The sequence below is a fragment of the Pseudomonas sp. FH1 genome (assembly GCF_000510895.2).
GTDB lineage: Bacteria > Pseudomonadota > Gammaproteobacteria > Pseudomonadales > Pseudomonadaceae > Aquipseudomonas > Aquipseudomonas azotoformans_A.
This window is the reverse complement of the sequence record NZ_AOHM01000026.1, coordinates 1-16,447: the sequence shown is the minus strand read 5'-3', so window position 1 is coordinate 16,447 and position 16,447 is coordinate 1. Positions and strand designations below refer to the sequence as shown.

Sequence of the window (16,447 nt, the reverse complement as noted above, 5' to 3'; positions counted from 1 at the left end):
TACTGCATTTATGCCGACCAAATTATGTAAACAAATCTTGTTAGACCGCGAAAATAAGGCCCTTGGAGAGTCAAGGTTTCTAAAAAGTGGAAATTAATACCCGAGATTCGACGAGGTGTTTACAAAACTCAGAAATCGCCCCAGCCCCCTCATATGCCATCGGGTGAATCGTGGCGGGAATCCGGGGTGAATCAGTGAACAGCATTACACCAAGAACGGGATTTTTATGAGGACCATCACGAATATCACGAATCGGCGACTAAAAATGTTTACTTATGATTGTGAATGATTATTATTAGCGCGCATCCACCCTGAAGGATATGCGTCAGTGATACGAACCTCTCCGGTGTTTTCCCGGTTACAAGCAGGGAACAACGTCTACGGCTTGCTCAATTCTCTACCTTCACCGATGCTCTGCGAAATGCTCGCGTTTGCGGGCTACGACTTCGTGATTCTCGATCTTGAGCACTTACTGCGCTCCGAAGAAGACATCATGCATTGTGTCCGCGCGTGTGAGGCCGCTGGCATTTCGCCTTGGCTGCGCATACCTCAAGTGGACGAAAAACTGATCGGTCGGGCACTGGATGCCGGCATCGAAGCCATTGTCCTTTCACGCACCGAAAGTGCTGCGCAAGTTCAGCGCGCCATCGAAGCGGCGTTCTTTCCCCCCTTGGGGAAACGCGGAATAACCGGCGGACGCATTACCGGTTTCGGTCGCCTGCCATTACCCGAATACATCGATCTGGCCAATCGTCAGACCCCTATTATTCCCATGATCGAAAGCCGCGCCGGGGTCGACGCTCTCGGCGAGATTCTGCAACTGCCGGGGGTCGGCATGATCATGGAAGGCGCTCTGGATCTGTCGCTCGATCTCGATCTGGGCCCCGACCCGCTCAATCCTCAAGTCTGGCAAACGCTGCAAAACATGGCCGATGCCTGCCTCAGCGCCGCAATACCTTTCTGCGCAAATCCCCGCACGGCCGAACAGAACACGCTGTGGCGCGCTCGCGGGATCCGAAGTTTTCTGGCCGGTGAAGACCGAGGCTTGCTGCATAACGCATTGAAAGCCCGCCTGCATTCTCTCCAACAGTAAAAATAAGCCAACGTAGTCCACATGAAAACAACAACAAACTCCCTACATTTTTCACTCAGTCTTATCACTTTGGGCATCTGTCACGGTGCCGTGGCCGCCGATCAACCCGTCGATTTGTCCACCAGACCTGCCAGTAACATGGAACTGGCACCCATGATGATTCAGGGTGACGTTCTCGGGACGGCCAGCGATCAGGAGGTGCGTACCTATGCCGGCAGTCGCAGCGTTGTCGACTCCAGCGAACTGAAAAAAGCCAGCGTCCGCGGTGTGGACGACGCGCTGCAACGGGTACCGGGCATCAAGATCTTTGACGAAACCGGCACCGGCGCCTTGCCACAGATATCGGTACGCGGGCTGTACGAGAGTCGTAGCGGCCGGATTCAAGCGTTGTCGGATGGCATTCCACTAGCACTGGCGCCGTACGGCCAGACGGGTCTGTCGCTGTTTCCAGTGACCATGGCCACTGTAGACCGTATTGATGTCGTGCGTGGGGGCGCAGCGGTGCAATACGGTCCGAACAACGTTGGCGGGGTGATCAACTTCATCAGCAAGCCGATTCCGCGCGAGTGGGAAACCACTCTGCAGGAGAAGTTGACGTTCAATGCTGGCGGGCGCCAGTTGTGGGACAACTATGTGGGCACCGGCGGCTACCTGACCGACAACTTCGGCCTGCAACTGGACCTCAATACCCTGGGTGGCGAATACGGGCGCGAGCACTCCGAGACCGATGTGCAGAACTACCGTCTGCGCGGCCAGTGGAACATCGACGACGATCGCGATCTGAGCTTCGGTATCCAGCACTACAAGGCCGATATGGACCTGGCCGGAGCACTCAGCGTGCAGGATTACAAGGATGATCCACGGCAATCGACGCGTCCGCTGGACCGCTTCGAGGGCGACACCAATCGCGTGTGGGGCACCTACACCCAGCGCCTGGGCGCCATGGGGCCGTTCGACTCAGTAGAATACAGCTGGACCAACTTCGCCCACGACAGCTACCGCAACTTCGTAGTCGGCCTGCCGTTCACTCCGGACGGTACGGCGGTGACCAAACAGGACGGCCCACGCGACTTTAAAGTCTGGGGCACGGAGCCGCGCATCAGTGCCACCATCGATGGCGACACGGTTGGCCAGACCTGGTTGCTGGGCGCCCGTTATGTCAGCGAAGACATCGACTACAAGGTCAACCGCCAGCGCGTCGCTACCGGCGTGACGACGCCGTTCCGGGACTGGAAGTTCGATGACGACGCCCGCGCGTTCTACCTCAGCAACGCCATCAGTCTGCTCGATCATCGCCTGACCATCACCCCCGGCGTGCGCTACGAAAACGCCCGCATGGATTACGCAGACGGCATCACCGGGTTCTCGCGCGAGAACAAATCCGAAGAATGGCTGCCGGGCCTGACGGTGGGTTACCAGGCGACCGACGCCTGGTTTGTCTACGCCAACGCCCAGAAGTCCCTGCGTCCACCGCAAGTCACGCAGATCGTCAAGGAAGGCGATGTCGGCGCCGAACTGGCGTGGAACTACGACACCGGCGTGCGCTATACGCCATGGGACGGCATGCGCGTCGACTTCAACTTGTACCGCATCGATTTCGACGACCAAATCAGCTACAACGCCACGACTGACCGCTTCAATAACCTTGGCAGCACACGTCACCAAGGTTTCGAGAGCGAGATTTTCTGGACGCCGCAAGCTCTACCTGATCTGGACCTGCACGCCAGCTATGCGTACCTCGATGCCAAGCAACGCAACGGCACATTCAAGGGCAACGAAGTGCCGTACTCCTCGCGCAATCAGTTCACGGTTGACGGTCGTTACCGTTTTGCCGAGCACTGGACCTACAACCTTGACGGCCTGTATGTCAGCAGCGCTTACACCGATGCCGCCAACTCCAGCGATGAAGATGCCACAGCCAGTGTGGGCAAACTGCCAGCTTACTGGGTCTGGAACACCGCCATTGAGCGTGAGTTCGAGCTGGCAGACAAAAGCGTCCTGACCGCGTCCGCGGGCATCAGCAACCTGTTCAACCGCGAATACTACTTCCGCGGTATCGACACCAGCCCGTGGGGTCGTCAACCCGCGCCAGAGCGCTCGCTCACCCTAGGCGTCAACTACCGCTTCTAAACCGCGCACTTGCGCACTTGTAAACCAGTGCCCGATCCTCCGGGACGGGCAACTGCTGCCCCCAGGAAACTGCCATGCAACGCCAATTCGTCATTCTTGCCCACGTCGCCCACCCTGCCATTCTTGAGGGTTTCCTGCCTGCCGCGCACAAACGCGGGTTGCCGATCGTGGTGATCACCGACCACGCTCAGGAACACCGGCGCCTGCTCGCCACCTCGCACATTTCGCCGGATGAGCTGCACGTTATCGAATGTGATGTGTTCAATCCGCTAGCGGTCGTCGAGACACTCAACAGCCAGGGTTTGCGCCCCGCCGCAGTGTTCTCCAACAGCGATCACCTGCAGACCGCGACAGCAATGGTGGCCGAGATATTCGAATGCCCCGGCAAGGACTGGCGACTGTGCTATGCGGCAAAGAACAAGGCGGCCATGCGCGAGCGCATGCAACGTCTCGGCTTGCCCGGCCCATGGTTCCAGGTGATTACATCGAATTCCAAACTGCCGACCGATGCGCCATGGCCGGTGGTCGCCAAGCCTCGTGAAGGCGTCGCCAGCCTGGACGTCAGACTGTGTCACAACGCCGCCGATCTGGCCGTTTACTGCAAACAGTTCTGGCAGCAGCAACCGGACCGGGCGTTGTTGCTGGAGGCGTACATGGAAGGTCCTTTATTCACCCTCGAGACACTGGGCGACGGGCGCAACCTGCAAGCCATCGGTGGCTTCGACGTCACCCTTTCAGCACCGCCGCATTTCGTAGAACTCGCCGCACGCTGGAATGGACAACTCAGCCGCGCGCAGCGCGCCGGCGCGCTGGCTCAAGTGGCCGCGTTCGGGGTCAATTTCGGGGTTTGCCACAGCGAGTTCATTCTGACCGCCCAAGGCCCGGTACTGGTTGAGATCAACTATCGCAGCATCGGCGATGGTCGCGAGTTCCTGCTTGATCGGCTGCTGCCACAGGGTTGGTTCGACCGCATCGTCGCTTTGTATTTGGGAGACAGCCTGATCGACGCGCAACCGGCGCAAGCCGAAGCAACCGTTCATTACCTTGTGGTCGACCGCTCGGGGCGTCTGGATCAGGCCAGCGCCAGCTTCAACGTCGAACGTGAGGGCCATTGGTGCGATTACCGCGCACTTCACAACACCGGCGACACCGTGACCATCAGCCATTCCAACAAGGACTACGTCGGCGTACTGAGACTGATCGCGCCGGATGAGGTGAGCCTCGAAGCGCAACTGAATTCGACTCTGAACGACCTGAAATGGGTGATGGCATGAGCCTGTATCCGGACGCCGCGGATCAGGCGTTCATTACTCGACGCATCATCGATTGCTGCCTGCGCGAGGACATCCGAGGGATCGTCAGCACAGGACAGATTTGTCGGCTGCCGGAAGAACTGAGTCAACACTTGCAGCATCAGCCCGACGCAAGCTGGCTGCGAATCGCCCATCTGGGCGCCGACGAACTATGGCTGCCGGTGGTCAAGGCGTATCCGTTGCAGGACTGGATCGGTACAGGCGACGCCTGGATCAAAGTGTCGCCGCAAAGCCACGGCGAGGTTCAACACGGCTACGGGCTCTGGCTGGGCCACCTGAGCCACGGTCTGGACGAAGAAAGTCTGACGCTGTTCGCGGCGTACCTGAAAGAAGCGGATTGCGCGACCGAACACCGGACCCTGTGCAATCAGGCGTATCGCCAGCATGGCCCTGCGCTGAGCGACGTGACTGCCCTGAAAGACTGGTCGCAGAGGCTGCTGAAGATCGATCAACTGGCGAGCTACCTGGATCACCCGTTTTATCCAACGGCGCGGGCCAAAAGCGGCTTCGATGCCGCCGCGCTCAAAGGCTACGCGCCGGAGTTTGCGCCGCGCTTCGAACTCAACTGGCTGGCGATTCCCAACAACGCCCTGACCCTGACCAGCCCACAGCCGCTGCACTGGCCGGACTTCGAGGACGTCGGCTTGTCACCGACCTTGCAAAACAGCCATTCATTACTGCCAGTACACCCGCTGACATGGGGCGAACTGGAGCAATACGGCCTGCCTGAAGGAACGCTCAAGGCTCCACGTTCGGCCATGCAGGTCGAACCTACGCTGTCCGTGCGCACGGTGGTCTGCATCAATCAACCTCAGTGGCACATCAAACTACCGTTGTTAGTCAGCACGCTCGGTGCGCGCAATTTGCGCCTGATCAAGCCCAGCACCCTATACGACGGTCACTGGTTCCAGACCACCCTGCAGGCCTTGACCGAGCGCGATCCGGCACTGGCGTCACGTTATCTGCACGTTGACGAAAAACACGGTGGTCATGCCGACGAAAGTCGTCACCTAGCCTATATCGTGCGCCGTTACCCGACGGGTCTTGAGAACACCACACTCGTACCTGTCGCCGCGTTGGCCAGTCCGCTTGCCGATGGACGCCTTTTCCTCGAACAGTTGGCCGAGCGCTTCTACGCAGGTTCGTTGCAACACTGGCTGGACGATTATCTCGATCTGCTGCTGCAGGTCCATCTGCGGTTGTGGCTGCATTACGGCATCGCGCTGGAGGCCAACCAGCAGAACGCCGTCTTGATGTTCGAACAAGGTCAGCCATTGCGCCTGCTGATGAAGGACAACGACGCCGCTCGCCTGTGGCCTCAGCGCTTCACCCATGCGTGCCCGGATCTCGCTGATCTGCCGGCAGTCTTGCAGGACGAGCGCATTCGCGTCGACAGCAGCCAACCGTTGGCCGAGATGTTCTGCACCATCACCTTGCAGCTGAATATTGTTGCGATCCTGGAAGCGATAGCGACCGCAGGCCTGGCCTCTCGATCCGGTCTGTACGGCACGCTGCGTCAGCGTCTCATGACCTGTCTGCAACATCTCGAAGCAGAAGGCATCGACTGTGACGACGCGCGTCAATGGCTGCTCGACAGCCCGAAACTGCCGGTGAAATACCTGCTCAGCGCCGGCAGCCTGTTCAGCAAGGCGCATTCCGGTGCCAGCGACATCAACAAGTTCTATGGCTACAGCGCGGCGAACTTCCTGCTGGAGGATGCTCCATGCAACGGAGTCTGATCACCAGCGTTCTGCTGGGGCATTACCTGTCGGCTTTCACGGCGCTGGGTATTCCGTTGTACTTGCCGCGCATCCTCGCCGACCTCGCACCTGACACACCAGGCTGGGCCATCGGGGTGCTGTTCGTACTGCCGACACTCTGCACCGCACTGGCGGCGCCGATCTGGGGACGCTGGGCCGATCGCAACGGTTGTCGCTTGTCGTTGCTGCGTGCGCATGCCGGACTGTTCGCGGGCTTCCTGCTGGCAGGCTTCAGCCCCAATCTGCCGGTGTTCGTCCTGGCATTGATCATCCAGGGCACCTTCGGCGGCGCGATGGCGGCGTCCAACGCCTACCTGTCGACTCAGTTCAAGGAAGGCGATCTGTCCCGCGCCCTGAACTGGACGCAGTATTCAGCACGTCTGGCGATGATCAGTGGCCCAATCCTGTTGGGGCTGCTGACCTCACAGGGTTTGGGATTAAGCCTGTATCGCTATCTGGCCTGGTTACCGCTGCTGGCGTTTGTGCTCGTCCTGCCGCTGCCCAAGGACGCCCCCAAACATGCCTTGAGCAGCAAGAAAGCCGTGGCCTTGGGCGAACTGCCTGAAGACATGCCGCGGCTGATGGCGGTGCAGTTTCTGTTCAGCTTCGCGATGGTCGTCACCTTTCCCTATTTCGTGCCCTTCGGCGAACAACTGAAAATTGGCAACGATGCCTTGATCGGCGTGCTCTACAGCCTGCCGCATCTGGTTTACCTGCTGGCCCTACCCTGGGCTCAGAAGCATCAGGGCAACCTGCTGTTGCCGGGGCTGGCGCTGCTGGCAATCAGTAACGCGTTGCAATTCTGGAGCGTGCAGGCCGAGCCGCTGTTCGCTCTGCGTCTACTCAGCGGGGCCGGCATGTTGCTGAGTTTTGTCGGGCTGCACCGCTGTCTGAGCCAGCGCAGCCGCCAAGGCAGCGCCGGCCGCCTGTTTGGCTGGTTCGACTCCAGTGGCAAATGGGCCGGCACTGCTGCCGGGGTCACTGCCGCTCTGGTCAGTCAGACCTGCGGCATCGCGTCCCCCTTTCTCGTTGCGTGCCTGGCGGCCATAGCGGCCATGGTGCTCGCCCGCCCTCTATTGATGACTTCCCGGGAGATTCCGGCATGACTTTCGCTCTGAATACCGCATCGCTGAACACCGTATCCCAGCATGACCATGCCCTCGATGGCGAAGCCCAACGACATGCCATCGAGTGCCTGCTCAATTGCTATTTGCGCGAATACGCATTGCCCCGCAACGAAGTGAACCTGAACGATCAAGCACAGGATTTGCCGATGAGCCTGCGCCAAGCCAACAGTCGTTGCATCAGCATTCGCCTGCCCAGTGGCCGGTTGATCGTACGCATCGACCGCGCCAGTCTTCTGGGCCGCTGCCACTACATCAGCGCCCCCTACTTCAAAGGCAATAACCAGAGCTGGCGACCGTTGGACGCCCACGAACTGGCGCGCCTGCTCTGTACCCCGCTGAGTGGAGCCGACCGCGTCGGCGAGATGCTGCAACAGATCGGTAACAGCCTGCAGATCACCCGTACCTTTCTGCGGCATTCACGCCCGGCCAACCAAGCAGCCGACAGCCTGCTGGCGTCCGAGCAACATCAGCTGTGGGGCCATGCCCTGCATCCGACACCGAAAAGTCGCGAGGGCATCTCCCATGACGATTTGCTGACCTGCTCGCCGGAAGTTGGGGCGCGCTTTCAGTTGCACTGGTTCAAGGTTGATCCGACGCTGATTCGTCATCAGGGCGAGGATCCGCGCAGCACGCTACGCCAACTGTCGGGGCGTGAGGGCGCCTATCCGTGCCACCCTTGGGAAGTCGCCCGCGTGCTTGCTGACCCGCTGGTGCAACGGGCGCAACAACAGGGTTTGATCACCTACCTCGGCCCCCTGGGTCAGGCCATGTACCCGACGTCGTCTGTGCGCACGCTCTACCATCCGCAGATGGCCTACTTCATGAAGTTCTCGATGCACGTGCGCCTGACCAACTGCGTGCGCAAGAACGCTTGGTATGAACTCGACAGCGCCGTCGCCCTCACTCACCTGCTCGGCCCCATCATGAGCGAGTTGGCGACGCAACAACCGGGCTTCATGTTGATGCCCGAACCCTGCGCCACCAGCCTGGACCTCAGCGCCCTGGGTACGCTGGAGGAGGCCCGCGAAGTCACCGAATGTTTCGGTATCGTTTACCGGGAAAACCTTTCCGTCGCCGAACGCGAGCGTTATCAGCCGCAAGTGGCAATGGCGCTGTTTACCTGGGATCAACAAGGTCGCAGTGTCTGCCGCCCACAGGTACAGCGCTACGCCGACAACACCGGCTTGACCATTGAGCAAGCCACGTTGAACTGGCTCGATGCCTATGCCGGTCAGATGCTCGGCGGTGTGCTGTATTGCCTATTCCGTCAGGGCGTGGCGCTGGAGCCGCATTTGCAGAACACGGTCATCGGCTTCGCTGAAAACGGCCTGCCCAGTCAGGTCTGGATTCGCGATCTGGAAGGTACCAAGCTGGTCCCTGAAATCTGGCCCGCTGAACGCCTGAGTGCGCTGGATGAACGCACCCGCAGCTCGGTGTACTACAGCGCGCAAAAGGCCTGGCAACGAGTGGGCTACTGCGCACTGGTGAACAATCTCGGCGAAGCGATCTTCCATCTGGCCAACGGCAGCGGCATGCTGGAACAACAATTGTGGGACCGAATCGGCGACCTGCTGCACGCGCAATCCACGCGTCTGGGCCATCCGACAGAACTGCGTGAGTTGTGCGCCGGCGCGCCCTTCCCAAGCAAGGAAAATTTCATGACGCGCCTGATGATGCGCGCCGACCGCGAGGCCGATTACACGTTACTGCCCAGCCCGCTGACGATGACTGAAAAGAGGAAACACGCATGAGCCTTCCTGCCTCCGTCACCCAACGCATCGAGCAGCTCAAGACTGAACACGACGCGCCATTGTGCGCCTACGTCTACGACCTGCCTGCCCTTGAACGGCACGTAAAGGCAATGCGTCAGGTACTGCCCGAAAACTGCGAATTGTTCTACGCCGCCAAGGCCAACCCGGAAGCCCTGGTGCTGAAAACCCTGGCGCCGTGGGTAGACGGATTCGAGGCGGCCTCCGGCGGCGAGCTGACGTGGCTGCATGAACAGTGCCCCGACCAGCCGCTGATCTTTGGTGGCCCTGGCAAACTCGATCGCGAACTGGATATCGCCCTGCAGTACCGGATTTCGGCGTTTCACGTGGAGAGCGTGACCGAACTGCGCAGTCTGGCGCGCATCGCCCGCGAACGCGGTGTGCGGGCTCCGGTGATGCTGCGGCTGAATCTGAAGCTGGCCCAGACACCGCAGAGCCGATTGGTCATGGGTGGCAAACCCACGCCGTTCGGTCTGGATGAAGAAGGCCTTGCAAGCGCCCTGCAATTGCTGCGCGAAGAGCCGTCCCTAGAGCTCAAGGGACTGCATTTTCATCTGTTGTCGCACCAGCTGGATGTCGACGCGCACCTTGAATTGATTCGCAGCTACTTCCTGACCTTCCGCCAGCTGTGCGCCGACCACGACCTGCAACTGCCGCTACTGAATGTCGGCGGAGGGATGGGCATCAACTATCAGGACGCGGCCAGGTCATTCGACTGGCCACGGTTTTGTCAGGGCCTGCAGGGGTTGATCAATGAATACGACATGGGCGCGACCCGCATACGTTTCGAGATCGGCCGCTTCATCAGCGCTGCCTGTGGTTACTACGTCATGCAGGTGCTGGACATCAAAAGCAGTCACGGCGAGTTTTTTGCCATCGGACGTGGCGGTACCCATCACTTTCGCACGCCTGCGGCTCAAGGCCACAATCATCCGTTCACGGTACTACGAGGCTCGCAGCCGGCACAAATCAGTGATCAGTCCGTGACGCTGGTGGGCCAGTTGTGTACACCAAAAGACGTCCTTGCCAGACAACAACCAGTGGCGCAGCTAACGATTGGTGACCTGCTAGTATTCACTCTCGCGGGCGCCTATGCCTGGAACATCTCGCACCAGAACTTCCTGATGCACGAACCGCCGTTGAAGGTTTTTATCGAGGGCTGATTCCACGCTATTGTCAGCCTCTGTGCTGCCCTTCCCGTATCTGTGGCTGCTTGTCCGATGTGTCCTTCAAACTCTTCGGACCACTACAGTTTGCCTATCCCTTATGTTAAGGGGGGGGGGAAACGGTGTCCTGTCTTTCAGAGGGCTCGTCCAGATGGGATGATTGCAGTCCTTCAACCAAGCAAGTTGGAGGGAGCGCTCCTGTCGGCCACCTATTAAGTTGAGACGGTCGTTCCGAGTCGTGCCAATGGCTTGAATCAGAATGATATGTATTTACTTACAAAAGATAACCGTTATCATCTGCGCGATAATTCATACAAAAGGTGTTCATGGTGGCTCGATCGCGCATTTACCCAGTCTCTCTGTCGTTGCTGGGCGTTCTGGTTGTACCTGATTTACAGGCAGAAACGGAGTCTGCTCTAACCCTACCGGCAACCGCTGTGAACAGTGAGTACAGCGAGCAGAGCTACATGTCGACCGAGAGCAGGAGCGCGCTGAAGATCGATGCCCCTCTACGAGATATCCCGCAAACCGTCAACGTAATTCCCCAGAGCGTTATCAAGGATCAGGGGGCTCAGTCGATGGAAGACGTGCTGAAGAATGTCCCCGGTATCGGCCTGTCCAATGGCGATGGCCAGCGCGATCAAGTCACCATCCGTGGTTTCAGCGCCATTGGCGACATGTACGTCGACGGCATTCGTGACGATGCGCTGTACTTCCGTGATCTGTCCAACGTCGAGCGGGTGGAAGTGATCAAGGGGCCGGCCGCAGTGCTCTATGGCCGAGGCTCTTCGGGCGGTCTGATCAACAGCATCAGCAAGAAGCCCAACTTCACGCCCAAGCAGGAGGTCGGTGTCAGTGTCGACAGCGAGGGCAAAAAGCGCACTCAGTTCGATGCCGGTTGGGCCGATCAGCAACAGGGCGATAAAGCCTTTCGTGTGACAGGGGCGCTGGAGAACAGCGACACCTTCCGGGATGACGGCTACATCGACCGCAAGGCCATCGCGCCTTCGGCCTACTTCAAGCTCTCCGACGATCTGGAACTGAACCTGGGCGCTACCTATCTGTATGACAAGCGCCTGATCGACTTCGGTATCCCAGCACGAGGCGACCGTCCAGTCGATGTGGACCGCGATAAGCGTTTCGGTTCCGCTGATCCAGATGACGATTACACCCGCAGCGAAGTGTTCTCGTTCACGGCCGGCGTCGATTACAGCATCAATGACGACTTCACCCTGAGCAACACCAGCCGCTACTACCACTACGACCTGGATCGCAACAATACGCTCGCGGACTCCAGTCCAACGCGTTTCGTTACCGCCGCCAACGGCGAATTGCTGGTAAAACTCAACCGCGGCAACGTGCAGCGCAAGGAAGACGGTTGGTTCAACCAGACCGAACTCAAGCAGCGCGCCGTGCTCGCCGGGATGAACCATAACCTGCTCTATGGTGTGGAGCTGGGGCGCCAGGTGAAGGACCAGTCCGTGTTCAGCCAACCCAACGTGGCAAGGGTGCCGGTGTACCGCGATGCTTTGGTCGACGTGCCGTTCCAGGCCAACCGGCAAACCGCCAAGGGCACCAATACTCAGGACACTGCCGGGTTCTACGTGCAGGACCTGATCGAACTGGCGCCGCAGTGGAAAGCTCTGCTGGGAGTGCGTTATGACGTGTTTGACCAGGAATACGCCGATGACCTGACGAACAAGGAACTCTCCCGCACCGACACTACCTGGAGTCCGCGAGTCGGTCTGGTCTACCAGCCTGATCATGTGCAGTCCTATTACGTCTCGGTGAGCCGTTCCTACCAGCCCTCTGCCGAAATGTTCGCTCTGAGCACGACGAACCAGGACCTTGAGCCGGAGGAAACCACCAACTTCGAGATCGGCGGCAAATGGGACCTGCTCGACAATCGCCTGGCGTTGACGGCGGCGCTGTTCCGGCTGGAACGCACCAACATGAAAACCACCGATCCGGCGAACCCGACCAAACTGGTGCTTGCGGGAGAGCAGCGTACTGATGGTCTCGAACTGACCGCCAGTGGGCAGTTGAGCGAAAAATGGCAGGTATATGCCGGTTACGCCTATCTGGATGCCGAGATCACCAAGTCCAACAGCCGTACCAACGGTATCGCCAACGAAGGCCAGACTCCGACCTTGACCCCGCGCCACAGTGCCAATTTGTGGTTGGTACGTTCTTTGACACAGGAGTGGCGTGTAGGCATGGGGGCGAACTATGTCGATGACCGTTACACCGCCTTGGATAACCAAGTGGTCATGCCGGCCTACACCACCGTGGACGCAGCGTTGCTCTACAACCAGCCGAAATGGGACATGGCCCTGCGTCTGCGCAATGTCTTCGACAAGGACTATTACGCTTCGGCGCATGGCTCGGTGGATCTGATCACACCCGGCGCACCACGGACGCTGGAGCTGAGCACCAACTACCGCTTCTGAGTACGGACCTGAAGAACAAACGCCCGGCATTGTCGAGCGTTTCCTCACGGCTGGGCCTGTACTCCCAGCCGTGCAGTGGCAGCTTTCAAAAGCCCAACTAATCTTCAATGCGCGGGTTTGAGTGAGAATCTGTCGTGTGAGAGCTTTAACGATACGAGTTTGCTCTTATAGATCAATGGCTTGAGATGAAACGGCAACAGACCCTAGGGTGTCTGCTGTCGATTGATGATGGGCAGAGGGCGGGAAAGAAACTGTTCATCCAAGCCCCGAATGTAAGCGTTATAAGCCCAGCGTACAAACTGCTCGAGCAATCGATCATTCTCCATCCGCAGACGTTGATTCTCCGCTTCCAAACGAGCAATTCGCTCGTTTGCAACTTGTAATTCAGGACTGCTGGCCTTCTTCACTCCTACTGTGGTTGAGAGTGTTTGCTTACGCAGTATGAACGCACGCCGAATCCGCTCATGTTTATGCAGAGTCTGGCGCGTGTAGGTTCCTCGTAAACGGCGAGCGACGCTTAAGATCAGCAGGTCCCACGTCAGTTTTCCAGACCAACCATCCAGGATCGACACGATCTGCTCTATAGCATCTGGGGTTAGATTTCTCGAACGAGACATTACAGGTCCTCAGCCTCTATGCATGGCACATCTGGATCTTCAGTGTCTGGTCCCGGCAAATTACGCTTGTTCAATATTTTATGGTGGGTCAGCAACTGTTCCAGCCTTGACGCTGGGACGATCCCACGCGGCTGGATAATTGCATTTGCGGCAACGGAAGAGTCCTCAAAAATGGCACACAGTTCATCCAGTCGTTTAAGGGTCAGTGTCTGGTGCTCGACCCAACGGTTGGCACCAAACTCCTCCTCGCCCAGCGCTTCTAACGCTTTTGCGAGGAGGGCCTGGGTTTCCTGACGATACTGGCGTATAGCCTGCTCTCGGACCACATCACCTTTGATGCATACATGCTCATCACAATTGGGGCAATCTCGATGGAGTTGGCAAGGCAACATGGAAAAATCGTGCAGGCAATACCCCAAATCCGTTGTATGGGCGGTCATGATCTTCAGCGTCGCAAACTGATCCCGCGAGATCAAACTACTTGGAGGGATACCTGCCACATGACCTGCCGACTTTTCCGGGTCACCCAAAGCGGACCTCGCGAGCGCCAACACATCCCTATCGGACTGATGGTCATAGCACTTGTTTTGTCCGAGTTTGGCGCGACCGCTCCATTTGGCGATGTCGAGTTGCGATAATCCGCCCATCTGTGCCACGGTATTTAAAAAATGGCGAAATTGATGCGTCGTGATACTCATTGGACTGCCATCTAACTCACGATAACCGAACCGTTCGAAAATATTGAGAAAAGTTCGAGTACTACCTAGTTGCTTCTGAGTATAAGCGGTGTCTGGCAAGACGATTACCCCACGGTACGTTCCCCACAACTCGGTTAGCTCATTCAGCCGTGTCAAGCAAAGCGCTTCACTGTACTTCAGGTTGTTCTTCTGATCTGCCAGCGGGAAGTTAGCTGGCAGCATCGAAAGGATTACTCGCTCAACGTCCGCGAACAAAAACCTCGGAGCATGTCTCTGCTGTGGGTCATATGGAATATGTTCAAAAATCCCCTGCTTTCTGCACCACCCCGCCCCTTGCGCGGTTTGATTGCCATTGGGGGGTGGGGCGAGAAAAACAATCGCGCCCACCTGTTCTGAACTAATTAACGACCGCCCCCGTAACGCCTCCAGCTCCGTTGGCAAATACATCGCATCAGGGTGCTGCTCATACCACCGTGCCACTTCCCGCGCTGGCGTGGAAATGGTCCTGAGCTTACTCACCGCCTCGCGGGCAACACTGGCCATGGATTGCACCACCCATTTGACTTGTGCCTTACCACCCTTTGAAGGCCGCCAGCGCAATCCATACAGTTGTTGATTTGCTTTTGGATCGAACTCCTCGACTTCACACTGGTTTGAAATGGACATCACCTCATTAATGCGGCTCGGCGCCGACGCAAGCAACGCACAGACACTGGAGGTAAAAATATCGCCTGGCTTCTCGGCGGTTCTGAAAATTTCGGCAATCGCTTCTAACGAAGCTGACGAGGGCAGACGGGCCCGGCGCGACGCATCAAACTCTGGGCCAACACTGCGCACAAAGTTCGCTGGTGCCCGAAGTGGATTTTGCCATTGAAGAGGCAGCGTACAGAGTTGATGCTCCACCAGGAACTGCGAAATGCGTTTGAGTTCTGCCCCGGCAAAAAATGCGGCAGAGGCTTGGTAGCGTTCGTTTAGTATCGCGCACGCACGATTAAAATGCCCCAGACTTGCCTTAATAGGTGTGACACAACTCTCCGTTTCTTCCAGAGCTACAGCGAGGGAGCGGAGCGCGGCCAATCGTGAACTGACGGTTGTATACGCGCACAACGAATAATCATAACGGCAGTAGGCTTTGGCAAAGTCTTTGTAAGGCTGAGGCAAGCAACAGGAATCCTTTTGCCCTCGTCCACTGGGGAATCCATGAAATCGCATGCTTGAACAAGAATTACGTCGTTTCAATCGAACAAAATTGGTGACATCCCAACTGTCCGCCTCAAAGACCAACTCACTGCCAAAAGCCGTCAGAGACTCTCTGGCGAGGGTAACGAAGTCCCTGAGATTGTCCTCAGCCGCCTGCTCTGCTCGGGGCTTAAACAGGATTACCCTATCGTCCATGAGCCTGCTCCTTTCTGCTGCGACATAATTGGACCACTTCTGCCACTGCGAGCAGCGTTCGATCGTTGATCGCCGCGATACGACCGTCCGGATAGCGTTTAGCATCCGCTAGCAAGAAATCCAGGACCGCCTCATGCGGCCCGTCCAACCAAGGTTGAAAACACTGACAGGTGTAACAGGCCACGGGGGCAAATAATCCGCAGAAACTGAAGCTGCCACATGACCCCATTGGCCGTGCGCTTTGATCGATACGCAAATCGATAATTCGGCTGGAGCGGTCTGCTCCACGAACGGCATTGTCCTCATGAGCTATCAGTTGACCTTTAAAAGCTTGAGCCAGAGGCGCCATGTACAGCGCAGTCGCCTTTTCAATCCGCATCGCAAGCTCTGGTGTCGCAGCTACATAGACAGCCGCAGAGTCAGTTCGCGAATGATCAAGCAAGTCCGCAATGACCAAAACCCCGTGCCCTTCACGCGCAAGATTCGTCCCTAACGTACGCCGAAAGCGCAAGGCACAGATGTTAACTATTTCCCCCGTGCGCTCAGAGCGGACGGATAGCTTGTCCAACGCGGTCACCAACAATTTCCGTAAATTCTCGCTGGTACGGTGGTATCTGGCCCATCCTGGCCCGTCCGCCAAATACTGTGACTGCCGGGGTAAAGGAAACAGGGGCGCCTGCTGGGGGTCTGGAAACGCTCCAATAAAGCGCTCACTGACGCGTCGGGCATAATCAAACAACGGTCGACCAATTTGATTCACCAGCGCTCGCGGCTTGAGTTCCTGGCGGAGCAATGCGTTTTGTTGCTTCGCACGCGGAACAAGCAAAAGAAAAGACTCTGTTCCATCCGCAGCCACCGAGCGCACAACATCACAAACCTTTAAGGCTGCCAACTGAACAGGGCGGGAACCCAACGCAATAAACAACCAT

General features: G+C 57.9%; 11 protein-coding genes. 8 read left to right on the top strand and 3 right to left on the bottom strand.

All coding sequences use genetic code 11. From position 1 onward, the window contains the following. The first annotated feature begins 328 nt into the window (after positions 1-328). The 8 genes from H096_RS10950 (at position 329) to H096_RS10915 (ending at position 12,808) form a co-directional block, all read left to right on the top strand. Positions 329-1,093, top strand: a complete 765-nt coding sequence (locus tag H096_RS10950) for an aldolase/citrate lyase family protein (protein ID WP_032861804.1) — start codon at positions 329-331, stop codon at positions 1,091-1,093. Positions 1,094-1,246: 153 nt separating this feature from the next. Continuing rightward, positions 1,247-3,223, top strand: a complete 1,977-nt coding sequence (locus tag H096_RS10945) for a TonB-dependent siderophore receptor (RefSeq protein ID WP_229752363.1) — start codon at positions 1,247-1,249, stop codon at positions 3,221-3,223. 74 nt (positions 3,224-3,297) lie between these two features. Then, a complete protein-coding gene (locus H096_RS10940; RefSeq protein ID WP_033898166.1) occupies positions 3,298-4,497 on the top strand; it encodes a carboxylate--amine ligase in 1,200 nt (399 codons plus the stop codon). Continuing rightward, positions 4,494-6,275 carry an IucA/IucC family protein gene (locus H096_RS10935; RefSeq protein ID WP_032861967.1) on the top strand — a complete coding sequence of 594 codons (1,782 nt, stop codon included), beginning with the start codon at positions 4,494-4,496 and terminating at the stop codon, positions 6,273-6,275. Before H096_RS10940 ends, H096_RS10935 begins: the two co-directional genes overlap by 4 nt. Then, positions 6,260-7,402: an MFS transporter gene (locus H096_RS10930; protein WP_032861801.1), complete on the top strand. Its 1,143-nt coding sequence runs from the start codon at positions 6,260-6,262 to the stop codon at positions 7,400-7,402. Before H096_RS10935 ends, H096_RS10930 begins: the two co-directional genes overlap by 16 nt. Beyond that, positions 7,399-9,174: an IucA/IucC family protein gene (locus tag H096_RS10925; RefSeq protein WP_050593417.1), complete on the top strand. Its 1,776-nt coding sequence runs from the start codon at positions 7,399-7,401 to the stop codon at positions 9,172-9,174. The genes H096_RS10930 and H096_RS10925 overlap by 4 nt, the downstream gene beginning before the upstream one ends. Continuing rightward, complete coding sequence (locus H096_RS10920; RefSeq protein WP_032861800.1) at positions 9,171-10,355, top strand: type III PLP-dependent enzyme; 1,185 nt, start codon at positions 9,171-9,173, stop codon at positions 10,353-10,355. Before H096_RS10925 ends, H096_RS10920 begins: the two co-directional genes overlap by 4 nt. 329 nt (positions 10,356-10,684) lie before the next feature. Beyond that, positions 10,685-12,808 (top strand): TonB-dependent siderophore receptor, encoded by a 2,124-nt coding sequence (locus H096_RS10915; protein ID WP_032861799.1) that lies wholly within the window; start codon positions 10,685-10,687, stop codon positions 12,806-12,808. Positions 12,809-13,011: 203 nt separating this feature from the next. On the opposite strand, the gene H096_RS33065 is transcribed toward H096_RS10915, so the two are convergent. The 3 genes from H096_RS33065 to H096_RS34100 form a co-directional block, all read right to left on the bottom strand. Next, complete coding sequence (locus tag H096_RS33065) at positions 13,012-13,425, bottom strand: hypothetical protein (protein ID WP_082422834.1); 414 nt, start codon at positions 13,423-13,425, stop codon at positions 13,012-13,014. Then, on the bottom strand, positions 13,425-15,518 hold the full coding sequence (locus tag H096_RS10905; protein WP_050593416.1) for a hypothetical protein: 2,094 nt from the start codon (positions 15,516-15,518) through the stop codon (positions 13,425-13,427). The genes H096_RS33065 and H096_RS10905 overlap by 1 nt, the downstream gene beginning before the upstream one ends. Next, positions 15,508-16,447: site-specific integrase (locus tag H096_RS34100; RefSeq protein WP_033898164.1), on the bottom strand; the 940-nt coding region annotated here is incomplete at its 5' end. The genes H096_RS10905 and H096_RS34100, both read right to left, overlap by 11 nt.